This window comes from Paenibacillus illinoisensis NBRC 15959 (genome assembly GCF_004000925.1).
GTDB lineage: Bacteria > Bacillota > Bacilli > Paenibacillales > Paenibacillaceae > Paenibacillus > Paenibacillus illinoisensis.
Map to the genome: position 1 here is coordinate 311,942 of NZ_BIME01000006.1, position 25,608 is coordinate 337,549.

Sequence of the window (25,608 nt, forward strand, 5' to 3'; positions counted from 1 at the left end):
TGACCCCGTATTCCTCTTGGAGCATCGACTCCATTGGAGTGCGGGGTTAACAGATTAGAGGAGAAAAAATCATGAGTTGGGATTATATATCTACTATTTTGAAGCCTATGCTTGAGGGAGCCCAGACAACCATCTTTATGTTCTTGCTCGCCATCGTGCTGTCCGTACCGCTTGGATTCGTGGTCACCCTGGCGATGAGAAGCCAAATTAAACCACTGGCATGGATTGCACATACGTACGTCTATGTCATGCGGGGAACACCACTGCTTCTGCAGGTATTATTCTTCTGCTTCGGTCTTCCGCTGCTTCCTGTAATTGGCGACTACCTGGTGTTTGATCGCTTTGTTGCTGCGGCAATTGCATTCATTCTGAACTATGCGGCGTACTTTGCCGAAATTTTCAGAGGCGGTTTGCTCTCCATCGACAAAGGGCAGCATGAAGCTGCACAGGTTCTCGGCTTAACCAAGTGGCAGACAATGACCAAAGTCATTATTCCACAGATGATTCGGGTCGTACTGCCTGCAACGGCGAATGAGTCCATTACTCTGATTAAGGATACGGCTCTGCTCTATGCGGTTGCGGTTCCTGAATTGCTGTATTACGCCCAAGCCGCGGTCAACCGGGATTTGCAGCTCATCCCATTTTTCGTCGCTGCGATCATGTATCTGCTCATGACATTGGTGCTCACACTGCTGTTCAAAGCACTGGAGAAGCGGTTTTCATTTGAATAAATTAAATCTGATTAATCAAAGGACTGTCTGCATATGACACATATTATAGAAGTGAATCAGTTAAGAAAATCATTCGGCACACTTGATGTCCTGAAGCAGGTAACCTTCAATGTGACACCGGGTGAAGTCATTGCCGTGATTGGCCCTTCGGGCTCGGGCAAGAGTACGATGCTGCGCAGCCTGATTCATCTGGAGGATATCTCTGGTGGAACGATTCGCATTCAGGATCAGACGCTCGTAGACAATGGCCGTTATGCCGGGACTGCCGAGATCCGCAAAATCACGGATCGGATGGGGATGGTGTTTCAGCATTTTAATCTGTTCCCGCATCTGACTGTACAAGCCAATCTGGAACTCGCACCGAAGACGTTGAAAAAGGAAAGCAATGCAATTATCCGCCAGCGAAGCCTGGAACTGCTCGGTAAAGTAGGACTGTCCGACAAGGCGGACGCCTACCCGGCCAATCTGTCCGGTGGACAGAAACAGCGCGTAGCGATTGCCCGCGCATTGATGATGCAGCCGGACATTCTTCTGTTTGATGAGCCGACGTCAGCACTCGATCCCGAGTTGACTGGAGAAGTGCTGCGAGTGATCAAGGATCTCGCACAAGAGAATATGACGATGATGATCGTTACTCATGAGATGAGCTTCGCCCGTGATGTTGCGGACCGGGTTTTCTTCATGGATAACGGTGAAATTGCCGAAGCGGGCCCGCCGGAGCAAATCTTCGGCAACCCCAAGCTGAATCGCACCCGCACCTTTCTTCAGCGGGTAGAAGTAGATTCTTAAATCGAAATAAAAGTGGTGCTCCATTAAACATGGAGCACCTTTTTTTAAGTTCATTTTAAGAGATGTACCCGTCGAACAACCACTTCCCTTCGGGTGAGCGTATGAAGGAAAACTCGTACTCAATCGTTCCCTCAGCACCTTTTGTCGTTATCGTTCGGGCAACAAAAAGCATGAAGTGGTCTGAATCCTTTTGATCATAACCTCTGAACTCGAACTCATCCCAGAGAATGCTCTTGATAAAATTAGCTTCATAAGAGGAATCTTCATGCTGAACTACCAATGCATTTTTGCTAGTTGCAATTTCCACATTGGGAGAAGATACAGACTCGATATACGCGATATCTTCTGATTCCATGGCAGCTATAAGTTTAAACGTCATATTCAGGGTTTCTCTCAGGTTTGTCCTGGTTTCCTCGTCATTTACGTTTTCCTGAAGGAGAGTAATTTGCTCCTGTAGACGAGTGTTGTCTTCTCTGAGTTCCTTGATGGTTTGGGTCATTTCTGCATTCTGCACGCTCAACTGAGTGTTCTGGTCAGATGCACCGGGTTCACTGCAGCTTGTTAACAGGAAAGCGGCGAATACAAGTAAAACAAATCTTTTATACATGCTAACCCTCCTTATACTGGAAAATAGTAACATATATTCTTTGCAAATTACATGATCCAATGGACTCCAGATAACAGTAGTGGCTATATCTATTTTCAGCTAATTAACATGCCGACGAGCAGTTTAAGAGTGGAACTTTTGATTAGCAAGAGTATATGCAAAGATTGCATAATTACAAATTTATTAATATATATATTTATTTTATATAACGACATGAATCCCCTTACTTCGACAAGGATATGCATTTATTATGAGGTGGAGTATAGTGTTCGAATCCGGAATTGCTATACAGCTTATCATTATGAGGGGAGGTTAATATATCCATTCATAAAGTAACAAAAGTATGTTCCATTTAAAAATGGATTGCAAAAGAGAGAGAATTTATTTTTTATCATAAATATGAAAGCGCTTTACTTGTTGGGTGTGCGGAGAAACATATTGTTAACTCGCAATATAAGCAACCTACTATGAAGGGAGATTGATCCAATCATGCAACGTGTATACAAGCTATGGAATAAGCTGACCACGATGATGCTCGTATTTGTGCTTTTGGCTGTCAGCATGGGCAGTGGAAATGCACTGGGGGCAGCAAGTTCATCAACAACCTCGAATACAACCCGGGTGTCTGTACATGACCCTTCCATTTATTATGATTCCTCCACGAACAAGTACTACATTTACGGATCTCATCTGGCTCAAGCCAGCAGCACGGATCTCCGAAACTGGTCTTACGAGGGAACGCAGGGGTATGCCAACAGTACCTTATATGCCCCCTCAACCTTCGAAGGGTATTATTACATCAAAAATAAAAATAGCAGCCTCTACCTGGATGTCGCGGATGGCTCGTCTGCCGATGGGACAAGCATACGGCAGTGGTCCTATAACGGCTCTGACGCGCAAAAGTTCAGAATTATGCACTACGGCAATGGGGATTACTATCTCCTTACAGCCAACTCGGCCTATAAAAGTGCCCTCGACGTAAATAGCGGCTCGGCTGCCGATGGAGCTCTCATTGAGCAGTGGGCCTATTGGGGCGGTACAATGCAGTTGTTCCGGATCCAGCAAAATGCGGATGGTTCCGTTGCTTTCTTAACCAAGGCATCCGGATATACTAGTGCACTGGATGTGGCGGGCGGCAGCACGACTGCTGGAGCCAATATACAGCAGTGGAATTACTGGGGTGGAGAGATGCAGAAATGGGAGCTGGTCAAGGCAGGCGGCACCGGTAATGCCTCCCGCAGCTCGGGAGCTGCCTTGACATCCGCCTTGGCTGTTTCTTATGCATGGGCTGGATATAATGACCAAGACAGCTCTGGTGGTCATGCGGTATGGGCGCCGGCATCGCCAATTTACAATGCTTCATACACATGGGCGGACGGTTCCAAGGGAGCCTACATGCTGTATTACTCCACTTCTTCCACCTATATTCGCTCAGCTATCGGATTCGGTGTATCCAAATCTGTAAAGGGGCCGTACGAATACATCGATACGATTATCTACTCTGGATTCACAAATGGGAGCAATCCAGTTACGACCACGTCCTCACTTGGAACCAAAACCGTAAACACGTGGTATCAGCATACCAACATTCCTGAGCTGATCGACAAAGGTAGTCTGTCCGGCACGCGGAGCGGCTGGTTCTTGAGCAATGGCGGCTTTAACAATACCCTGTTTCCGAATGCCATCGACCCTACCTTAACGTACGACAGTTCCGGAAAGTTGTGGATGAGCTACGGGTCCTGGTCAGGAGGAATTTATATTCTGCAAATTAATCCGGATACCGGACAGCCGATCTATCCGGGATCAGATAACGGCAATACCGACCGTTATTTCGGCAAGCGCATAGCTGGAGGTTACGGCAAAACAGGAGAAGCTCCCTATATCGTTTATGACAAGGATGCAGGATATTACTACCTCTATGTAACCTACGGTGGACTGGCTAATGAAGGTGGTTACCATATCCGCTTGTATCGTTCTACCACAATTGACGGAACTTATACTGACGCTGCGGGCAATCAGGCCGTATATGCCTCTGCTTCAGTCGATCAGTCGACTCGTGGCATAAAGCTGTTTGGTAACTATGCCTTCTCCGGCATACCGCTCGGTTACAAATCAGGCGGGCATAACTCCGCTTTTGTAGATACGGATGGAGCAAGGTATTTGATCTACCACACCCGTTTTAATAATGGAACCGAGTATCATGAGGTTCGTGCACATCAGCAATTCCTGAACGCTGACAAATGGCCGGTGACGGCCGTATACGAATTTTTGGGAAGCAGTATCTCGTCCACAGGTTATAGCGCAAGCGATATGACAGGAACATATCAGTTCGTAAACATGGGACTGGATGCTTCCATCAGCGGTGTGGGCATGCTGCCTACCCAAAGCGTGACACTAAATTCCAATGGCACGATCACCGGTGCAGTAACCGGTACGTGGTCCAATACCGCCGGTACGTATTACTGCACGATGATTATTAACGGGGTGACTTACAAGGGTATATTCTTTAAACAGAAAAATGAATCAGCCAGTCATAATGAAGTCATGACCTTCTCGTTGATCGGGTCCAACAATCAATCGATCTGGGGGTCAAAATAGCAACCTCCGATTAGACGATTCAAAACCACTCTCTTTTAAGATTCATTAAAGGTTTGTCCTCTACCATGGTTCCTATAAGCCTCAGGTGCTTAACAGAAACCAAGAAGGAGGATTTATCATTTGAATGATTTACTACAAAAATTTGCAGTAACGGCACTGTCTGTGACAATGGTAACGTCATCATTCGGCTTGATCGTTAGCCCTAACGCTGCGTATGCGGCAGATGATACGGCGGCTACAACTACCAGCACAGGCGTTACGCAAGCATACGAATCATTATTCCAGACAGATAATGTCATTGATATCAACGTTACGATTGATGATGCGGATTGGGAGAGCATGCTTGAAAGTCCGCTCGATAAGGATTATAAGAAGGTCACTGTGGAAGTGGATGGCAACAAGCTGGATAATGTCGGTTTTTCCACCAAAGGCAATCTGACACTGAAGTCCGTGGCATCCATGGAAGATTCGGACCGTTACAGCTTCAGACTGAAGTTTGATAAATACGATAAAACGCAAACCCTGCTTGGCCTCGATAAAATGGTATTGAACAACAACTACGCGGATCCATCGTACATGCGTGAGGTTCTTCACTATGAAGCGCTGCGCAGTATTGGTATGGATGTACCGATGACGAACTACGTCAACCTGTATGTCAACGGCGAATTGGTTGGTTTCTATACAGGTGTTGAAGCGGTGGATGACAGCTATCTGGAGCGGAACTACGGTGAAGATTACGAAGACGGTGTTCTCTATGATACCGACGAGAGAAGTTATCTTCAATATGAAGAGGGCAGCGAATACAGCACACTCACTGAAGATTTGGGTACGGACGAGAATAAAACCAAACTCAAAAACTTTATCAAAACGCTGAATGACATGCCTGAAGGAGAAAAAGGCGATATCGAGAGCGTACTCGACGTTGATTCCGCACTTCAGTATATCGCGGGGAACATGGTCTTCGGCAACTATGACAGCTATAACGGCGACAAAGGGCATAACTACATGCTCTACAGCGATGCCGATGGCAAGTTCACGGTCGTACCTTGGGATTTTAACATGTCCTTCAATGGGTATTCGGGTGGAGGCGGACGTGGAACAACGACAACCGGATCAGCTACGACCAACACCAATGCAACGAACGTATCCGTGGACGAGCCTGTACTTGGCATAAGCATGGAAAATGTACCGATGATTAACAACCTGCTTGCCGTGCCGGAGTATAAGGAAAAATACTTGAGCTACGTCAACGAGCTGACGGATTACCTGGAAGGCATCCAGGACCGTATTACAGAACTTGCTGATGTCATCCGTCCTTATGTAGAAGCAGATCCAACCAAATTCTACACAACCGAACAGTTCGAATCCAACATTGCATACTCTGCTGGCGCAGATACATCAGGTGGGATGGGTGGAACACCACCGGAAGGGTTCGAAGGCATGACGCCCCCAGAGGGAATGACACCGCCGGAAGGCATTGAAGGAATGACGCCTCCAGATGGAACGACACCACCTTCGCAGCCGGATGGCACCAGCGGAACAGAACCAACAGATGCAGCAGGGGGCACAGGAAATACACAGACACGTCCCGGCGGTAACTTTGGCGGTGGCGGAGGCATGGGCTCCATGGCAGCAGGATCGCTGACGACGTTTGCCCTGAACCGACTTGCGAACTTGCAAGAGCAGCTCGGACGCGAAGTGACACCGCTGCCTGAGACTACGGAAGATGCAGGCTCGGAAGCTTCTTCTGAAACGGGAACAACAGACAAGACCATTTTCGTCACGCTGGATGGTCAAGCCATTTCGTTCCCGGATCAGGATCCGCTGGAGCAGAGCGGCCGGGTGATGGTGCCTGTCAATGCCATTCTTGAAGCGCTGGGTGCAGAGGTGACTTGGGACAAAACAGCGAAGACGGTAACTGCTGTTCTGAACGATCAGACACTCGTACTCCAGATTGGAAGCAGCACGGCAACGGTTAATGGGGAGACGCTTGATATCGATGCACCAGCCATTATCCAAAATAGCCGTACACTGGTCCCTGTACGCTTCATCTCTGAAGGATTGGGACTGACTGTCGATTGGGACCAAACGGCAGCACAAGTAAGTCTTACATCCAAATAATCTAGAATGGAAAGAGGGACTCGATGAGCACATCGGGTCTCTTTTTTTGTTTCCTTTTTTCCATGTGTTATGTTCAGTAATCCCTATTCAAAACCGGCTTTGTATTCTTCTAGTGAATATGAATATATGAATCCAGACATATTGATTTGATCTATTCATGACATCAGAATTTCCAACCGGAAGGACATTCGCACACGATTACGGAAAACACGGAAATGTTTTGATTTTTTCATTGAAAAATTGTGATAAATATCACTGAAACCTTATAAATAATGTGAATGTGCCTACCGATAACTCTATATGTGATTATCGAAATCGATTCGAAATTCGGTTCGGAATCACCTCAATTACAAAGGGAAATGGGTGGCTCAACACATGCGAAGCATGAGCATCGGTACCAAAATCAGTTTGATCGTTATCAGCATATTTATCGTATTTTCCTCAGCCGTGGCGGTAAGCGTAATTCTGGAAATGAGACAGGGGATTACGACATTTGCAACGGAAAAGGCGAAGCGGGATTTGGAGATGGCGGATCGAATTATTACATACAAACACCCCGGCGACTGGGCCATCAAGGATGGCGAGCTTTACAAAGGTGATACAGCAATGGAGGGCAACTTCGAACTTGTAGATGAGATCGGTGAGGCATCGGGAGATACCGTCACCATCTTTCGCGGCGAAGAGCGCGTGGCAACAAACGTAATGATGGATGGCGAGCGCGCTGTCGGGACGAAAGTATCGGAACAGGTCGCCCAGGCTGTTTTGCAGCAGGGGGAGAAATTCTACGGTGAGGCCGTTGTCGTTGGACAGAACGTACAGACGGCATATCAACCGATCAAGGATGCAACCGGGGAAATCATCGGAATTCTCTATGTAGGGGCATCTCAATCGCTAATTGATGTCATTATTTCTTCATTTCTGAAGACCTTTCTGATCGTATTCTTGCTCGCGATGGGAGTAGCCATTACAGCCATTATTCTGTATGTCCGCAGAGTGAAATTAAGAATCGAACGGGTGTCTAGGGCCATCAAGCGTGCAGGCACGGGGGACTTCACTGAGCCAGTTGTTGATCACGTCCAGGACGAGATTGGCATGCTGGGTGCCGGATACAACGAGATGAGAAGCAGCTTGCAACTGATTATTCAGGGTGGCCTTCAAGCGGGGGAGAAAGCTAAGCATTCGACCGGAATTCTCTTGACCATTGCGGAACGGACGGCACGGGAATCGGAACAGATTGCTTCGTCGGTGGAACAGGTCGCGAGAGGGGCAGAGAGCCAGACCATCAGTACCGAAGAGAACCTGCAGGCCATGGAAGAGGTGGCCATTGGAGTGCAGCGGATGGCAGACAAGGCCTCCAGCATCTCGGAATCTGCCCTGTACTCCCGCAGGCAGGCAGAAACCGGAGGGGAAGCAGTGCAGCTGACGGTTCAGCAAATGTCGACGATCGAATCCTCCGTTACAACAACGGATGAAGTGATTCGTACGCTGGAAGAGAAGTCTGCCCAGATAAGCCAGATGGTTACCACCATTCATGAAATTGCGAATCAAACCAATCTTCTCGCTCTTAACGCATCCATTGAAGCGGCCAGAGCAGGGGAGCATGGCAGAGGCTTTGCCGTCGTGTCTACCGAGGTTCGCAAATTGGCTGAACAGGCCGGGGACTCTTCGAGCCGCATTGAGGAACTGGTCAAAGCCATGGAGCAGGACATGCTGCTGTCACTAACAGCCATGTCTCGAGTGAAGGATGAGGTGCAGGAAGGGCTACGCTTGACCCGTGAAACGGAACAAAACTTCAGCCTGATCCGGGACACAAACTTAAGGATCGCAACAGAAATTGAGGACATGGCAGCGACAAGTGAGGAGATGTCTGCCGGCGTGGAACAGATCGTCGCTTCCGTGCACGAGATTGCACGCCATGCGCAGACGGCCAGTGCTAATTCGCAGCAGGCTGCCGGATCTGTTCATGAACAATTGAAGTCAGTGGAACAGATCAAAGCCTCTGCGGCTGTGCTGTCCGATGTTTCCTCAGAGCTTCAGACATCGCTCAGCCCGTTTAAGATCTAATATCTGTTACAATGGTGGAAAAAGGAGGAATAAGTATGGCTCCCGATAAAACAAAACTATTCCCCAACGAGAATATTCGCACCGTTTGTTATATTCAAAATTTGCCGTCTCGCCCCAATGTGGACATCGGTGACTATACCTACTATAGCGACAATAGTAATCCGCCTGAACATTTCTATGACCGAGTTCTGCATCATTATGATTTTCTTGGGGATCGCCTAGTGATCGGCAAGTTTTGTGCGATTGCAGAAGGTGTGACCTTCATTATGAATGGTGCAAACCACCGAATGGAGGGCATGACGACCTATCCTTTCAATATTTTCGGTGGAGAATGGGAGAGAGTAACGCCCACTCTGGATCAGCTGCCATTTAAGGGCGATACCGTACTGGGTAACGACGTATGGCTTGGGCAAAATGTAACGATCATGCCTGGTGTCACGGTCGGAGACGGTGCCATCGTTGCGTCCAATTCGACGGTAACACGGAACATCGAGCCTTATGTCATTGTTGGTGGCAATCCAGCCAAGCCGATCAAAAAGCGCTTTGACGACAAAACGATTGAGCTGCTGCTGGAACTGAAATGGTGGGATCAGGATGAAGAGTGGCTGGATACCCATTTGGAACAATTGGTTTCCACATATGACCTGCAGACATTGAAGGAACTTGTAAATAGCAGATAGGATTGGTTTCCAAAAAAACAGCTGGTTCCTGACGGAGCCGGCTGTTTTTATTTGGACACCATATGCCTACACCCCTTTGGCCTAGCTGCAAAAAATAATGTCTCGACATTGAGGAAAGAGATGGAATGTTTCATGTGATATATCTCATAGAATATCGTTAAGTAAGCGCTTCCAAATACCAATATGAATTCACGGAGGGGTTCAGGATGCGAGTCAAGAGTGCTGCAAAACCGCTCATCGCCCTGTTATTGTCGGCTGCTCTATTGGCCGGATGCCAAAGTGTTCAGCCACCGTCGGTAAGTGAACCGCAAGGAACGGTAGATCCACCTGCTGCAACGACCCAAAATGAACCGGCCCCACAAACCAACAAGGAGACTCCGCGCAACGAGACGCTGTATATCAATGGATTGCAGTGGGGCCCTCCCACCAATTTCAATCTGCTCAGCGGCAATCCCGCTTTCCCTGTGAATTACGGAAACTCCAGGGAACTCCTGTATGAGACCTTATTTATGGTGAACCAGCTGGATGGAGCACTTGAGCCGCTGCTCGGCAAGTCATACGAATGGACGGATGACACGACGCTGCGGATCGAGCTGAACGCGGATGCCAAGTGGAGTGACGGGAAGCCTTTTACCGCAGATGATGTGGTGTACACCTATGAACTGGGCAAGAAATACGACATTAACTGGAGCAGTTTCTGGACCTATATTCAGGAAGTGAAAGCAGGCGGAGCCCAGGTCGTGGAGATTAAGCTGAACCCTGATAATCCCAACAAACTGACCGTACTGGATAGCATTGAATTAATCCCGATGCTGCCGAAGCATATCTGGGAAGAGATCGAGAAGAAAAATAATAATGATCTGACAGCGATCCGCAAAGAAATCAACGATAATCCGGTGGGCACCGGAGCTTACAAACTGCACTTCTACAATGATCAGAAAATTACCATTATTCGCGACGACAACTACTGGGGACAAAAGCTGTTCGGCAAGCTGCCGGCACCGAAGTATATCACCCATGTGATCTACAAGGATAATGCGGCAGGGGATCTGGCGTTCAAGAGTGGGCAAGTGGACGTCTCCCAACAGTTTATCCCGCAGGTGTGGAAAATGTGGGAAGGCGGCGCTCCGGTCAAAACCTATTTGAAAGATGCTCCTTACTATCTCCCTGGTTCCATGCCGAGCATATTCTTCAATCTCTCCAAAGCCGGACTGGATAACGCAGATGTCCGCCGGGCCATTGCCATGAGCATCAACTATGACAAGATCTCCGAACTGGCAATGAGCGGTTATTCTGCACCGATGCAGCCTTCGCTGACCTTGAACTCGGATGCCGAGTCCAAATATATTGATCAGAATGCAATCAAGTCCCTGCAATGGACCACCGATGTGGAAGGGGCCAATGCGCTGCTTGATTCGATTGGGGCTGCCAAAGGCAAAGATGGCATTCGTGTACTGAACGGTACCCGTCTCGGGCCGTTTGAAATTGAATGTCCGTATGGCTGGTCAGACTGGAATGCGGCCCTAGAGATCGTTGCGCAGAGTGCCAAGGCGATTGGCATTGAGATTCGAACCAAATTCCCGGAATCTCCGGTGTGGACCAATGACCTGCAAACCGGCAAATTCGATATCATTATGAACACCCCTGCGGGCGGCGTGAGTCCGAGCCAGCCGTGGAACCGTGCCATGACCATCATGTATTCGAAAGGCGTCGCACCACTCGGGGAGATGGCATTCTGGAACTGGGGCCGTTACCAGAATGACCGTGCAGACGCAATCATTGAAGAGATTCCTTCCGTATCCGATGAGGCAAAACTGAAAGCACTGTACACCGAACTGAATACGATCTGGCTGAAAGACATCCCGTCCATTCCTCTGATGTATAGACCATGGGTTTTTGATACCGTAAATGAGTCCGTCTGGAAAGGCTTCCCTTCCGAAGGGGACGGTACCAATATTCCACCGCAGATTTCCATGGATGGCGCAGGTATCAAGGCACTTTACCAAATTCATAATTAGCAGATGAGAGAACGCTTTCACCTTAGCACAGTGATGACCTTATCCGTAAAATTCGGGGGGTGCTGGATCCAATGAATGCCTACGCCAGATATGTAGCGAAAAAAGTGTTCTGGTATGGCCTGACCCTGATCATCGCCGTCGGATTGAATTTTATTCTGCCAAGACTGATTGAAGGCAACCCGGTGAGCATGATCGCTTCCAAAATGACCGCAGGCATGACTGATTCGGACTCCATCAAGCGGGTGTATGAGACATTTACCGTTGAATTTGGTATTGATCAGCCCCTGTGGACCCAGTTTGGCATTTATTTGAAAAATCTCTTCACAGGCAATCTCGGCACGTCTTTCGGATTGTATCCGAAGCCTGTAACGGACATTCTGGCCTCCGCCGTCCCTTGGACGGTGGGGCTTCAGCTCCCAGCTATCCTGGTGGGCTGGTTAATCGGCAATTTGCTTGGTGCCATCGCGGCGTACCGGAAAGGTGTTTTTGATAAAGTGCTGTTTCCTGTAGCGCTGTTTATCAATTCCATTCCTTTTTTCACTCTGGCTATTATTATGCTGTATGTCTTTGCTTTAACACTCAAATGGTTCCCGCTGTCCGGTGGATACGACTTCCAGATGGTGCCCCAGCTGAGCTTCGACTTTATCATGTCAGTGATACGCCACCATACCTTGCCGTTCCTGTCCATTGTGCTCGTGACCATTGGCGGTCAGGCAATTGGCATGCGGGAGATGTCCATCTATGAGCTGAATTCGGACTATGTGCTGTACAGTAAACTGCTTGGTATTCGGGACGGCCGCATTGCCCGTTATGTGTTCCGCAACGCCATGCTGCCGCAGATCACGGGACTGGCGCTCTCCATTGGCACCATGGTTGGTGGATCGCTGATCTGTGAAATTGTGTTCAGTTATCCGGGCATTGGCACCTGGCTGTTCACCGCCATACGTCAGCTCGATTATCCGCTCATTTCAGGATGTACACTGCTGATTGCCGTTGCCGTGCTGCTGGCCAATTTCACGATTGATGTAATCTATGGCTTCATTGATCCGCGCATCAAGGCTGCTCAAATGGAGGAACAATGACATGAAGCATTCGATCTCTATTTTGCTGAAGTCGCCCAAGTTTATGATCGGTGCGGTGACTTTTGTAGGCATGCTGCTGCTTGTTACCATCTATCCGCTCATCAATCGCAGTGATCCGCTGGAGATGATTGCGATGGCGTTTCAGCCTCCGGGGGATGGATTGCTGCTGGGATCAGACAACTTTGGGCGCGATATCTTTCTGGAATTGATGTATGGCATCCAGACATCCATACGGGTGGGGCTGATCGCGGGCGTTTTTGCAACGGTCATTGGTCTGATTATGGGCTTGGTATCCGGATATATCGGAGGCATGCTGGACAATTTCCTGACAGCGGTTACGAATATCTTCATCGTGATTCCCTCGTTTATCATTTTGATTCTCATCTCGGTCAGTATCGATTCCCGCAGTTCGCTCGTAACGGCCATTATTATTGGCATCACGAGCTGGCCGTGGACAGCCAGGGCGGTACGTGCACAGACAACATCCCTGCGGAGCCGGGATCATGTGCATATTGCGAAAATTTCTGGACACAGCACACCGCGTATTATTATCCATGAGATTCTGCCGTATATCGCGTCTTATGTTGTCATGGCCTTTGTGCTCCAGACAGCCTCGGGCATTCTGTCCGAAGCCTCCATTTCGATGCTGGGGCTCGGTCCATATAACACGATATCACTCGGCATTCTGATGAACTGGGCACTGGTATTTGAAGCTCCGGTAGCAGGAGCATGGTGGGCATTCATTCCCGCGGCAATGGCCATTGCCGTCATTACGTTCTCGCTCTATCTGATGAATACGGGCATGGACGAAATCTTTAATCCGAAAATAAGGAGCTAAGACCATGGACCAACCTATACTTCAGGTCAGCGGCCTCAAAACCTATTATCGTACCCGGCTCAAAGAGAATGTTTATGCGGTTGACGGGGTAGAGTTTGGACTGAAAGAAGGGCAGACGCTGGGCATTGCAGGGGAGTCCGGCTGCGGCAAGTCAACACTGGCACTCAGCCTGATGGGCTTCTATTTCCCGCCCCTGCATTATGGCAGTGGTTCGATCCGGATCAATGGCACGGACATTATGCAGCTGAACAAGGAGCAGCTGCGCTCCCGCATTCTCGGAAAGGAAATTGCCTATATTCCGCAGGCTGCGATGAATGCACTTAATCCAACGCTGCGCATTATCCGTTTCATCGAGGATATTATGAAGGAACATCGTCCGGAGATGAAGCGTCAGGAAGTGCGGAGGATGGCCGCCGAGCGTTTCCAATCGCTGAATCTGTCCCCGGATGTGCTGGATATGTATCCAAATGAATTGTCCGGTGGCATGAAGCAGCGAACAGTCATTGCCATCTCAACCATTTTGAATCCCAAAGTGCTCATTGCGGATGAACCGACATCCGCTCTGGATGTGACTTCACAGAAGGCGGTCATCCGTCTACTGAAGGATTTGCTGAAACGCGAAGTGATCAAGTCCCTGGTGTTTATCACCCATGAGCTGCCGCTTCTGTATCACGTCACGGATGAGATTATGGTCATGTATGCCGGCGAAATTGTAGAACGGGGAACGGCGGACCAGATGATCTTCAATCCGCTGCATCCCTATACCCGTAAGCTGATGGGGTCCATCATTGTGCCGGAAGAAGGGATGAAGGAACATAAGCTTGCAGCGATACCTGGCGCTCCGCCGAATCTGAAGCATGTGCCTGAAGGCTGTAGATTCGCAGAGCGCTGCACGCTGGTTACAGATGAATGTCGTCAGGGCAAGATTGAGAATATCCAAGTGCAAGAACGGATCTATCGCTGCTTGCTGACACCGGAAATCCTGGAGCAGATCAGGAAAGAGGAGCAGCTTGATTCATGACTCCCGGAAGGAGTGAACCCGCATGGCGATGGGCAAGGTACTGATCAGCGGCCGTCATCTGACCAAGGTATACGGTACAGGCAACCGTAAAAAGGCGGCGGTAGACGATGTCAGCTTTGATTTTCACGAAGGCGAGATTATTTCAATTGTTGGAGAGAGCGGCAGTGGCAAGACCACGCTTGCGAAGATGATTATGGGCCTGCTTAAGGAAACGAGTGGGACCATTGAATATAACGGAAAACCGAGACAGCTTGGACGATACCGTGAACGCAAAGCCTATTGGAAGGATATCCAGGCCATTTTCCAGGATCCGTTTTCCTCGTTCAATGTCTTTCACCGGGTAGAGAAGCTGCTCGTGGATTGCATTAAATTGCAAGGTTTGAAGCTCAGCCAGGATGAGGCGTACATCAAAATGAAGGAAGCATGTTCCTTCGTGAACCTGAAGTTTGAGGAGTTGTACAACAAATATCCGTTCGAGCTGTCCGGTGGGCAGATGCAGCGGTTAATGATTGCGAGAATTTTCATGCTGCACCCGAAAGTGCTGATCGCCGATGAGCCTACTTCCATGGTAGATGCCTGTTCGCGCTCCACCATTCTGGATATGCTGCTCAAGCTGCGTGATGAGAACCGGATGACCATTGTGTTTATCACCCATGACGTGGGTCTCGCTTATTATGTGAGCGATACGATCTGCATCATGGAACACGGGCGGATGGTGGAGGCAGGAAAAGCGGAGGAAGTCATTCACCAAGCGGAGCACCCGTATACAAGGCAGTTGATTAATGATGTACCCAAGATACACTCTCCCTGGGTGTTGGAGTAAACATAAATCAAGCCCTGGACCGTTTATAAGCGGAGCAGGGCTTTTTGTTGTCCAATATGAAAGGGTCTGTTAGCGAGTGGGTGATGATGAAGTGTGTTCAGACTCTGCTGAAGGGGCTGTTGAATGGGTGTGATCCTTTGCGTTATCCTGGTTGGTCTTCTTGTCGGAATAATAGTTAAGAATGTCATCAACCGTTGAAAATGTCGCATGTGCATTATAATTATTGTTGTTCGTTTGAATAAAAACCTCTTTTCCAATTCGGTATGTGCTGCCTTAATTCAAAGCTTCTTTCATCATCAATCCTGCCGTGAATACAGGGACTTTCCCTGCCGGAAGCTGAATTTCCTTGCCGGTTCTTCGGCTTTTGCCCATACGTGCCTCACGCTCACGCACTTCAAATTTTCCAAACCCAACAAGTTGAACTTCTTGACCTTCCTTTAAAGCTTCCAAAATCGAATCAAGTACGACGGTGACAGCCTTTTCAGCGTTCTTTTTGGAGAATCCGCCAGACTTGGCTACTTCTGCAATCAATTGTTCCTTATCCATGTGTAATCCCTCACTTTGGTTTGATGGAGTATTCGGTTGGTCGAAAGATCTGATAGGACAGGAATCGAATAAAAATAAAAAGCTGCCTGTTAAGGCAGCTTGAATATATTAGATGACTGTAACGTTCTCAGCTTGTGGTCCACGGTTACCTTGGGTTACTTCGAATTGAACGCGTTGTCCTTCATCCAATGTTTTGAACCCGTCACTTTGGATAGCGCTGAAATGAACAAAAACGTCATTTCCTTCTTCAATTTCGATAAAACCGAAACCTTTGTCCGCGTTGAACCATTTCACTGTACCTGTTTGCATGTAATTCCTCCAGAAAATAAGTTTTTAAACGACCATTTTGATTAGGGTTAATGAGAAATTAACACTGATCAGGTATATTCTAACCACAGACTTGATGTCCGCTAATGTATCGATTAATATGATAATACCATGTCCGCTAATATAAGTCAAGATTTGGAGGTTTTTTCTAATGGATAAGGTATCTGGTATGTCGGTACATGGGGAAATGGTTGTTCAGGAATTCATACATATGCTTACCATTCAGGCTAAATTAACTCCCAAAACATTAAAGGAATATGCGAGTGATCTGAAGCATTTTCTTGAATGGTGTAAAGGAAGTACAGCATTTGGAGAAAAGGATATCAGTATTGAAAACATGGATACATCCACGTTAATGAGCTACCGTGATTATTCACACAACGTTTTGCAGCTGAAGCCAGCTACGATTAACCGCAGACTGATTACACTGAAGCGCTTATTCAAATGGGCTGCAGCAGAGTCCAAAATTAGCATTGATCCTTCCAAAACTTTAAAGTTTATTCCGGAAGACAAGGTGAGTCCTCGCCGCATGACACCCGGAGAAGAACAAGCTTTTCTCTCTGCGATCGAACAGGGGAATTCCCTGCGTGATCAGACCATCTTGATCTTGATGTTTCATACAGGGCTGCGGACGATGGAGATATGCAATCTGGAGCCAGTCGATATTGAACTGGGCAAGCGAAGCGGGCAGCTTACGGTGCGGGCCGATAAACGAAACGGACAACGGAGAATTCCGTTGAATACGGTGTGTGTTACGATGTTGAGAAAGTACATGGAAGGTCTGAGTCCAGGTACCCCTTACCTGTTCCCTTCGGAGAAGACTAATGATCGTTTGACCGAGAGGGCGCTTCGCCATTTGATTAAAAAAGTAATGACCGCAGCCGGATTGGAAGGACTAAGTTCCCATGATCTGCGTCATCGGTTTGGCTATGCCATGGCTGAGTGTGTTCCACTGCATCGTCTGGCTGAAATGATGGGACATACGAATCCAGATCGAACGATGATATATGTAAAAGCGTTAAATGCAAATCCCATAGAGCAGGTGAAGGAAACTCACCATTTGGATTAAATCAAAAGATATAAAGAGTTCTATGCAACCGTAATTAGTATTGCGTTGATCTTAGACTTCATACGAATGATAGCCCTGATCTGCTGTTGAGCGGGTCAGGGCTTATTGATGATCTGCGCACCACTTTCAAGCCATTTGCGCGTTCCATCCTCATCTAATCGTTTCTCCATTGTTATGATTGCATACGTTCCATCATGCTTTTCCCAAAACTGAATGGCTTTAGAATGATCAGGATCCAGAAGCAGCGCAGGCATGAAATCTCCATTTTCAAGCAAGGATCTTCGGGCATCCCCGTAATAGACCTGAATGAAAGAGGAGTGCTCTTTGCGGGGAATCTGGTGTTTGGCATGCTCCAAATCATAATATAGCTTCCACTTGCTTAGGTTTTCCTTATCGTCATCCTGACTCATAACCTTATGGATTGCCTCTAATCCCCCGCTCCACGAACGTGTTAATTTATTCCTTAGGTCCAGAGAATAATCTTCCCACATTAATGTTTCCCTAGGGGGATGAAGCTGATCAGATCGAATGGTTTCTGTGATGGCTCCGCTACAAAGCAATACGGCACCGATCCCTGTGGTTAACAATCCAGCTTGTAATCTGTTCATTTGAAATAACATGTTCCTTTCTCGCAATTTCTCGGACCATCTTAACTATAATTTACCATCTTTTCAAGAAGAGTGTGATATAAATTTAATCCTTGCCCCCTCAAAAAGTAAGCGGTTACACAAATGAAATAATATTGTATAGTATGATGGCAACCTTGGATCGAAACGACATATACATGAGGCATCTTGCATTATTCCAATGAGCTGGGGGAGGAATTCGGACGTGTACCGGGTATTGCTGGTGGATGATGAAGAAGACGTACGCGAAGGATTAGTCATAGAGGTGGATTGGGAGGCCCTGGACCTGCGAATCGTCGGTTTGGCAGAGAATGGCCGTGAAGCGCTGGAGATGGCCGAGAGGGTTGAGCCCGATATTGTAGTAACCGACATCAGCATGCCGTTTATGGATGGACTGGAACTTGCGCGAAGGTTGCGGGAACGCAACCCGCTCGTGAAGGTTGTCATTTTGACAGGGTATGATGAATTCGATTATGCCAGGCAGGCCGTCTCACTGAGTGTAGATGAATATTTGCTGAAGCCGTTCTCAGCCGGGCATCTGACCGAACTGCTTACACGTCTGCGAGCGCAGATGGCATCTGAAGTAGCAGAACGTGAAGATGTCCGGCAGCTGCGGGATCATTATTATACAAGCTTGCCGCTGGTGCAGGCCGATCTGATGGCTACACTGCTGCATCGGCAGAAATCGCCGGCGTACATTCATGACAAAGCCAAACAGTGCGGTCTGGACCTATACGGTGAGCGGTATGGGGTATCCGTTCTGACGCTGCACATGGAGGGTGACGGGAAGAAGAATGGCCATCAAGGTGGAGTGAATACTCAGGAATCGGTCAGGGCAGACAACGTATCGGAGAAACAGGGTAACCACGGTTCCGGGGGATCACTGCGTCAATCCGAGGATGCGGAACTGAAGCAGTTCGCTGCGCTTAACATTGCCGAAGAAGTATGGAAGGAACACGGGGCGGGACATGCTTTTATGCATCAGGAAGCCATTGTTCTGCTTTTTATTGATCGCTGGGGTCAGGGTGAAGGGGAGAAACGTCAGCAGCATGCCCTTGAAAATGTCATCCGCAGCATTAATCACTACTTGCGTATCCCGGCCACGGTGGGATCTGGATCCATGGTCGATACCCTCTCGGATGTGAAACATGCTTATGAGGATGCATTATTGGCGCTCGACTACAGACTGGTGCCGGGGACGGATTCGCTTATCTATATTGCAGACGTGGAGCGGCAGACTGCAGGCAAGCTGCGTTTTGACGAGCTGAAGCAGCAGACGCTGACCCGTACGCTCAAGGCAGGAACCAGAACGGAGCTTGAAGATGCACTGGATATCATTTTCCGGGAAATTACGGTGGAGCATGGTCGAGGAGACATCCAGCTGTACCTGATTGAAGTGTTGACGACGGTATGGAAGGCAGCGCAGGCATCTGGTGAGGATATGGAGGATATCTTCGGTTCCGGTTTCCAATTGTATGCGGATATGTTCCGATTGCCGGGACTGTCTGAGGCACAAGACAAAGTGAGGGAAGTCTGTGTGCTCGTACAGCACCGGATTGCCAGCGGGCGCCAGCATGTATACAAGGATATTGTGGAGCAGGCGCTGCGGTTTACGAAGGAACATTATGCCGATCCCGATCTGTCCATACAGAAGGTATGCGGATATCTGCATATCAGTTCAGGTTATTTTTGTGGCATTTTCAAAAAAGAAGTGCAGCTTACCTTTCTGCAATATTTGATGCAGATCCGTATGGAGGCGGCCAAGGAACTGCTTCGCTCCACGGAGCTGAAGTCGTTTGAGATTGCAGAACGGGTAGGCTTCGCCGAACCGAATTATTTCAGCTTTTGCTTCAAGAAACATATCGGCGTCTCGCCCAAAGAATATCGCAAGCAGTTCGTGCTGACAACGCGTGAAGGTGCAGAACGATGAGAACGTTAGCCGGATGGATGGGACAGTTATGGCTCAATCTGCGTTTCCGTCTTCGATCCTCGAAGGTCAGCAGTATTCGGTCTATTATCACGTGGTCCTTTTCCATCTTCATTGTACTTGTGCTCACCATCATGGCCCTGCTTCTGCATGACAAATTCACACAGGCTGCCGAACGAAGCGCCGAACTGACAACGAGGCAGATTGTCGATCAGGTCAGTTACAACCTGGAGGACTATGTCCGGAGCATGTCGCATCTCTACCGAGCCATCGAGGAGCATATGCTGCGGGACGGGACATGGGAAGGGGAACAGGTGGACAAACAGCTGGATACACTCCTCAGCAGCAGGGAGGACATTATCTCCATTACACTGCTCGACTCCAAGGGCGAACTGCTCAAGAACAGACCTTCCGCCGAGTTGAAATCAAGCGCCCATGTGACACAGCAAGGGTGGTTTCAATCTGCGCTCCGAGTGCCGGACCACCTTAGTTTTTCACTGCCTCACATTCAGAACATGTACTCAGGCCCCTATAAGTGGGTCGTATCGATGAGCAAAGGCATTACAGTACGGCAAAATGGTCAGGATCGACAGGTCATTCTGCTGGTAGATATCAATTTCAAACAGATGGATGAACTGAGCCGCAGGGTCAGTCTGGGGCAGCGGGGATATGTTTACATCATCGACGAGAGCGCAGGCAACATTGTTTATCATCCGCAGCAGCAGCTAATGTATATGGGACTCAAAAGTGAAAATATCGAACAGGCCTTGGTGGCTACAGGCAGTTATGAAGATGAAGCGGATGGACAGAAAAGACTGAATACCGTGAAGTCTGTAGCCAATATCGGATGGAAAATTGTCGGTGTGGCCTACCTGGATGAAATCATGACAACCCGGCAGGAGGTCAATGGCTATCTTGTCCGGGTACTGCTGGTTGTGTTAATACTCGTTATTCTCGTGTCCATGCTGCTCTCTTCCAGTCTGACACGTCCGATCCGGCGGATGGAGCGGAAGATGAAAGCCGTGGAGAGAGGGGACTTCAACGTGGAGTTGCCCATTCAGGGACCGCTTGAAGTGGAGCGGCTATCCCGTCGGTTTAACCTGATGGTGTACAAGATTCGTACCCTGATGAATGAGATCATCCATGAGCAGGAACAGAAACGGCGTCTCGAACTGGAAGCATTGCAGGCCCAGATTAATCCTCATTTTCTCTACAACACATTGAATTCTGTTGTGCGGATGGTGGGCATGAGTCGCAATGAAGAGGTGATCACCATGATCACATCACTTTCACGCCTATTTCGCATAAGTCTCAGCCAAGGGAAAACCATCATTACCGTCCGCGAAGAGCTGGAGCATGCGCACCACTATCTGACCATTCAGCAGATGCGGTTCAAGCGCAAATTCCGGTTCAGCCTGGATGCGGATGAGGATACATTGGACTGTCTGACACTGAAGCTGGTCCTTCAGCCGTTAATTGAAAATGCCATCGTGCATGGGATTGAGTATCACACGGATGAAGGCTGCATTGAGATCCGCGTCTATCGGGAGAGCGACCAGCTGGTATTCCGCATCACGGATAATGGCGTCGGCATGACGGAGGAGCAGGTGGCAGGACTACTTCAGGGCAGTCCCATCGTGAAGAGTAGTGCTGGGTCAGGGGTAGCCGTGCGCAATGTGCATGACCGGATTCAGCTCTATTACGGGGAAGGGTGCGGTCTTGAATTCGAGAGTGAGCTGGAGGAAGGAACGACGGTCTGGATTCGGATACCGGTTCAATGCGAACGGGAGGATGGCGATTTTTATGATAAAAGGTAATGAAGATAAAGCAATCATCCACAGGATCTTTAGTGCAGACTCCATCAACAAGTTCAGTCAGCCCCTCCTTCGTGTACGCAGATGGATGGGGATCGCTGCGGCAGGCTGCTGTTTATTTCTGAGTACGGCATGTGGCATTTCCAATGCTGATTCGGTACTGCCGCCACCTCGTGTCGCTCTGATTACCCCTGCTGGGACAGGTGAACTTGCTGAAGCGATAAGGCTCGGGGCAGAAGCGGCAGCCAAGGAACATGGGGCTGAACTGCTGACGGTGGAGGCATTTCCATCCGAGGCAGCAACGTATGCACCATCCAATCCTGATTCGACGATCCACCGAGCCAGAGATCCGCAGGAGTTGTCCGGGCGGGATGTCTCGGCTTACAGTCAGCGCGAACAGGCACAGATCCGAGCAGTGACGCAGGCTTTGCAACAGGGCGCTTCCGCTCTGCTCGTTGATCCACTGAGTGAGAAGGTACTTGGCGACATTATTCAGAAGGCCCAAACGATGAATAAGAGTGGCATGAGTGTTCCGGTGATTGTTCTCAACGATGAGTTCCCTGTAGAAGGGATTACGAGTGTCATTTCCATGGATAATGTGGAGGCTGGGCGGCAGGCAGGTGAAGCGATGGCCGAGCTTCTGGGAGGCAGAGGCAGTGTAGCCTTGCTGGGGCCCGATCCTGTGAATCCAGGGCTAATCCACCGGGAGCAGGGGGTCATGGAAGCGCTGGTACAGTATCCGGGTATTCAGGTTGAACCCAAGTCCGTATGCAGCACCCGCGAAGTCTGCTGGCAGGCAGCAAAGCAGCTGCTGGACGAGCAGCAGGTAGACGGCTTCATTGCCCTGCAGGAGCCTGCGTCTCTGGGAGCGGCGGATGAACTGCATCGCCGGAAGTTGGAGCACCAGGTCAACATTGTAGGCTTCGGGAGTGAGCAGCAGCAGCTGGAGCAGCTGCAGGAAGGGGTATTCCAGCATCTTATTGTGCAAAATGGCTTCAGCGCAGGGTACCTTGGTTTGAATCAGGCCGTGGCACGGCTGAATAATCAGCAGGTGCAAGCCAGAGTGACGCTGGAAACGAAGCTGGTCAGTACGGACAATATGTTCTGGATGGATAACCAGAAGCTGCTGTTTCCGTTTGTTCAATGAAGATAGGAGACATGAACCGAAGAGAGGAAGATTTCGATAAAACAGATGAAGATATTGTATTCGAAAATGGTGTAAACCCTTTCATAATAAAGACATCGGTGAAGCCGAATGAACTTGGGGGAGGTCATTAGGATATGAAGAAAACGTGGATAACACTGCTGCTTACTGCATTCATGGTTGCTGCGGCTGGGTGCAGCAGCGGCGGAGACAGTGCGGGTGGAAGTACAGGAACTGACACAGGAGAGCAGGCAGCAGGCGGAGCGGAGACGCCGAAGATTGGTGTTGCGATCTACAAATTCGATGATACGTTCATGACGGGCGTACGGAATGCCATGACGGCAGCAGCAGAAGGCAAAGCCACACTCGATATCGTGGATAGCCAGAACGCACAGCCGACCCAGAATGAGAAAGTGGATCTCTTCGTATCCAAGAAATACAGTGCCATGGCCGTAAATCCGGTAGACCGTACTGCAGCGGGTGTAATCATCGACAAGGCCAAGGCTGCGAGCATTCCTGTCGTGTTCCTGAACCGTGAGCCGGTTGCCGAAGACATGAATAAATGGGATAAGGTGTACTACGTCGGTGCCAAGGCGGAAGAGTCGGGTACGATCTCCGGCCAGCTGATTGTGGATTACTGGAAAGCCCATCCCGAAGCGGACAAAAACGGGGACGGCAAACTGCAATACGTCATGCTGAAAGGCGAGCCGGGTCACCAGGATGCAGAACTGCGGACCAAATACTCCGTACAGGCGATCCAGGATGCCGGTATTGAAGTAGAGGCACTGGCGGAAGACACGGCGATGTGGGATCGGGTTAAAGGACAGGAGAAAATGCAGGCATTCCTCGCTTCCCACGGCGACAAGATTGAAGCTGTACTTGCCAACAATGACGACATGGCACTCGGTGCCATCGAAGCATTGAAGGCAGCAGGATACTTCAAGGACGGCAAGGCGATGCCTGTCGTTGGTGTGGATGCAACCGCTCCTGCCATTCAGGCACTTCAGGACGGCACGATGCTGGGCACCGTATTGAATGATGCGAAGAACCAGGGCACAGCAACAGTGGCTTTGGCTGCGGTACTCGCCAAGGGTGAGACGCCAACGAAGGAAAATACGGGGTACGACATTACGGATGGCAAATATGTCTGGATTGCCTACAAGAAAATTACGAAAGACAACATTGCCGACGCCCAATAACAGCAGCAGAGAGGGACGTCCGTCTTACCGATGGCGTCCTTTTTTTCTGGGCATATGAAGGGAGGAACCCAAATGGCATCACCTTATCTGCTGGAGATGGACGGGATTTCGAAGGGGTTTCCGGGTGTGCAGGCACTTAGTCAGGTCACCCTGAAGGTGAAGCCCGGATCGGTCCACGCCCTGATGGGAGAGAATGGAGCAGGTAAATCGACACTGATGAAATGTTTGTTCGGCATGTACCGACCAGATGAAGGCACGATTCGAATCGATGGAAAAGAGGTCGACATTCCGAATTCCAAAGCAGCACTGATGCATGGCATATCCATGATCCATCAGGAGCTGAATCCGGTGCCTCATCGTCCCGTGATGGAGAATATATGGCTGGGACGTTTCCCGATGAGAGGGTTGCTGGTCGACGAGAAGAAGATGTATGCCGATACATTGGCCTTGTTTAAAGACCTGAGTCTGGATATCGACCCGAAGGCACAGGCAGGAACGTTATCCGTATCCAAAATACAATCCATGGAAATCGCCAAAGCGGTCTCTTTTCAATCAAAAGTCATTGTTATGGATGAGCCGACCTCATCTCTGACAGGCAAGGAAGTAGAGCAGCTGTTCGCTATCATTAACGAGCTTCGCAGCCGCGGCGTGTCGATTATATACATCTCGCACAAAATGGAGGAAATCCTCACGATTTCGGACGAAGTCACCATTATGCGTGACGGGTTTGTTGTCGGTACCTGGGATGCTGCTGATCTGACTACCGATCTGATCATCACCCGCATGGTAGGACGGGATCTGGACGAACGTTTTCCGGAACGGACCAACGTTCCTGGCGAAGTGATTTTGAAGGCAGAAGGGTTAACATCGAGCCAGGCCCACTCGTTCAGGGATATTACGTTTGAGCTCCGAAAAGGCGAAGTGCTCGGCATTGGCGGGCTCGTTGGAGCGCAGCGGACGGAACTGATCGAATCCTTGTTCGGACTGCGAGGGCTCGCTTCGGGCACAATCTCGATTCATGGACGCAAGGTGAAGATCAACTCACCCGCCGCGGCGAAACGTCATCATATGGCGCTGCTGACCGAGGAACGGAGGGTTACGGGCATATTTCCGGTGTTGTCCGTATATGAAAATACAATTATTGCGAGTTTGGGAAGGTACCGTAACCGCGTTGGACTGCTGGATGAAAAGAAGGGACGCGAAGAGGCCCGGGAGCAAACTCAGAAGTTCAGAACCAAAACGCCTTCTGTTAACACGCTGATTCGCAACCTTTCTGGCGGAAATCAGCAGAAAGTGCTTTTGGCCCGGTGGTTATTGACCAGCCCGGAAATTCTGCTGCTTGATGAACCAACGCGGGGAATTGATGTGGGGGCCAAGTTTGAAATCTACACCATTATTACGGAACTGGCTCGTCAGGGCAAAAGCATTATCATGATCAGCTCGGAGATGCCTGAACTGCTAGGGATGTCCGACCGGATCATGGTGATGAGTGAAGGAAGGCTGACCGGCATTGTAGACGGAGCCGACGCCACAGAGCAGGAAATTATGAGGCTGGCCGCTCAGCAGCGGATGGCTTAGACAGGA

The 25,608-nt window shown here is 49.2% G+C and carries 21 protein-coding genes; 17 read left to right on the top strand and 4 right to left on the bottom strand.

Features of this window, described 5'->3' with window-relative positions; genetic code table 11:
* Window positions 1-71 precede the first annotated feature (71 nt).
* Together PIL01S_RS16975 and PIL01S_RS16980 are read left to right on the top strand one after the other, a co-directional pair.
* Window positions 72-731 (top strand): amino acid ABC transporter permease, encoded by a 660-nt coding sequence (locus PIL01S_RS16975; protein ID WP_127538520.1) that lies wholly within the window; start codon window positions 72-74, stop codon window positions 729-731.
* A gap of 33 nt (window positions 732-764) precedes the next feature.
* Window positions 765-1,520 (top strand): amino acid ABC transporter ATP-binding protein, encoded by a 756-nt coding sequence (locus PIL01S_RS16980; protein WP_127538521.1) that lies wholly within the window; start codon window positions 765-767, stop codon window positions 1,518-1,520.
* Between the two features lie 55 nt (window positions 1,521-1,575).
* Here PIL01S_RS16980 and PIL01S_RS16985 read toward each other — a convergent pair whose 3' ends face one another.
* Entirely contained in the window at window positions 1,576-2,127 is a 552-nt protein-coding gene (locus tag PIL01S_RS16985; RefSeq protein WP_127538522.1) for a hypothetical protein, read from the bottom strand.
* A 489-nt stretch (window positions 2,128-2,616) separates the two neighbouring features.
* On the opposite strand from PIL01S_RS16985, the gene PIL01S_RS16990 reads away from it, so the two are divergent.
* The 9 genes from PIL01S_RS16990 to PIL01S_RS17030 all read left to right on the top strand — a co-directional run bounded on the left by PIL01S_RS16990 (window position 2,617) and on the right by PIL01S_RS17030 (window position 15,372).
* Window positions 2,617-4,725 carry an RICIN domain-containing protein gene (locus PIL01S_RS16990; protein ID WP_127538523.1) on the top strand — a complete coding sequence of 703 codons (2,109 nt, stop codon included), beginning with the start codon at window positions 2,617-2,619 and terminating at the stop codon, window positions 4,723-4,725.
* Window positions 4,726-4,845: 120 nt separating this feature from the next.
* Window positions 4,846-6,846 (top strand): CotH kinase family protein, encoded by a 2,001-nt coding sequence (locus PIL01S_RS16995; protein WP_127538524.1) that lies wholly within the window; start codon window positions 4,846-4,848, stop codon window positions 6,844-6,846.
* A gap of 375 nt (window positions 6,847-7,221) precedes the next feature.
* Window positions 7,222-8,910: a methyl-accepting chemotaxis protein gene (locus PIL01S_RS17000; protein ID WP_127538525.1), complete on the top strand. Its 1,689-nt coding sequence runs from the start codon at window positions 7,222-7,224 to the stop codon at window positions 8,908-8,910.
* Between the two features lie 35 nt (window positions 8,911-8,945).
* Window positions 8,946-9,590: a Vat family streptogramin A O-acetyltransferase gene (locus PIL01S_RS17005; RefSeq protein ID WP_127538526.1), complete on the top strand. Its 645-nt coding sequence runs from the start codon at window positions 8,946-8,948 to the stop codon at window positions 9,588-9,590.
* A 206-nt stretch (window positions 9,591-9,796) separates the two neighbouring features.
* On the top strand, window positions 9,797-11,608 hold the full coding sequence (locus PIL01S_RS17010) for an ABC transporter substrate-binding protein (RefSeq protein ID WP_127538527.1): 1,812 nt from the start codon (window positions 9,797-9,799) through the stop codon (window positions 11,606-11,608).
* Window positions 11,609-11,679: 71 nt separating this feature from the next.
* Complete coding sequence (locus PIL01S_RS17015) at window positions 11,680-12,690, top strand: ABC transporter permease (RefSeq protein WP_095288759.1); 1,011 nt, start codon at window positions 11,680-11,682, stop codon at window positions 12,688-12,690.
* A gap of 1 nt (window position 12,691) precedes the next feature.
* Window positions 12,692-13,528, top strand: coding sequence for an ABC transporter permease (locus PIL01S_RS17020; RefSeq protein ID WP_095288760.1), 837 nt, complete (start codon window positions 12,692-12,694; stop codon window positions 13,526-13,528).
* Between the two features lie 4 nt (window positions 13,529-13,532).
* Window positions 13,533-14,549 (top strand): ABC transporter ATP-binding protein, encoded by a 1,017-nt coding sequence (locus PIL01S_RS17025; RefSeq protein ID WP_095288761.1) that lies wholly within the window; start codon window positions 13,533-13,535, stop codon window positions 14,547-14,549.
* 22 nt (window positions 14,550-14,571) lie between these two features.
* Window positions 14,572-15,372, top strand: coding sequence for an ABC transporter ATP-binding protein (locus tag PIL01S_RS17030; RefSeq protein WP_127538528.1), 801 nt, complete (start codon window positions 14,572-14,574; stop codon window positions 15,370-15,372).
* Between the two features lie 273 nt (window positions 15,373-15,645).
* Here the strand turns inward: PIL01S_RS17030 and PIL01S_RS17035 are convergent, their stop codons facing one another.
* Window positions 15,646-15,918 carry an HU family DNA-binding protein gene (locus PIL01S_RS17035; RefSeq protein ID WP_127538529.1) on the bottom strand — a complete coding sequence of 91 codons (273 nt, stop codon included), beginning with the start codon at window positions 15,916-15,918 and terminating at the stop codon, window positions 15,646-15,648.
* A gap of 108 nt (window positions 15,919-16,026) precedes the next feature.
* The gene (locus tag PIL01S_RS17040; RefSeq protein ID WP_095288763.1) at window positions 16,027-16,227 is read right to left on the bottom strand and encodes a cold-shock protein; all 201 of its coding nucleotides are present in this window, start codon (window positions 16,225-16,227) and stop codon (window positions 16,027-16,029) included.
* A 169-nt stretch (window positions 16,228-16,396) separates the two neighbouring features.
* Between PIL01S_RS17040 and PIL01S_RS17045 the strand changes: the two genes are divergently transcribed.
* Complete coding sequence (locus PIL01S_RS17045; protein ID WP_127538530.1) at window positions 16,397-17,314, top strand: tyrosine-type recombinase/integrase; 918 nt, start codon at window positions 16,397-16,399, stop codon at window positions 17,312-17,314.
* A gap of 95 nt (window positions 17,315-17,409) precedes the next feature.
* Here the strand turns inward: PIL01S_RS17045 and PIL01S_RS17050 are convergent, their stop codons facing one another.
* Complete coding sequence (locus PIL01S_RS17050) at window positions 17,410-17,922, bottom strand: hypothetical protein (protein WP_127538531.1); 513 nt, start codon at window positions 17,920-17,922, stop codon at window positions 17,410-17,412.
* Between the two features lie 223 nt (window positions 17,923-18,145).
* On the opposite strand from PIL01S_RS17050, the gene PIL01S_RS17055 reads away from it, so the two are divergent.
* The 5 genes from PIL01S_RS17055 (at window position 18,146) to PIL01S_RS17075 (ending at window position 25,602) form a co-directional block, all read left to right on the top strand.
* A complete protein-coding gene (locus PIL01S_RS17055) occupies window positions 18,146-19,870 on the top strand; it encodes a response regulator (RefSeq protein WP_127538532.1) in 1,725 nt (574 codons plus the stop codon).
* Window positions 19,867-21,684: a cache domain-containing sensor histidine kinase gene (locus tag PIL01S_RS17060; RefSeq protein WP_371859969.1), complete on the top strand. Its 1,818-nt coding sequence runs from the start codon at window positions 19,867-19,869 to the stop codon at window positions 21,682-21,684. The genes PIL01S_RS17055 and PIL01S_RS17060 overlap by 4 nt, the downstream gene beginning before the upstream one ends.
* Window positions 21,671-22,828 (top strand): substrate-binding domain-containing protein, encoded by a 1,158-nt coding sequence (locus PIL01S_RS17065; protein WP_164764260.1) that lies wholly within the window; start codon window positions 21,671-21,673, stop codon window positions 22,826-22,828. Before PIL01S_RS17060 ends, PIL01S_RS17065 begins: the two co-directional genes overlap by 14 nt.
* 134 nt (window positions 22,829-22,962) lie before the next feature.
* Complete coding sequence (locus PIL01S_RS17070; protein ID WP_127538534.1) at window positions 22,963-24,024, top strand: galactose ABC transporter substrate-binding protein; 1,062 nt, start codon at window positions 22,963-22,965, stop codon at window positions 24,022-24,024.
* A gap of 72 nt (window positions 24,025-24,096) precedes the next feature.
* Entirely contained in the window at window positions 24,097-25,602 is a 1,506-nt protein-coding gene (locus PIL01S_RS17075; protein ID WP_127538535.1) for a sugar ABC transporter ATP-binding protein, read from the top strand.
* Window positions 25,603-25,608 lie beyond the last annotated feature (6 nt).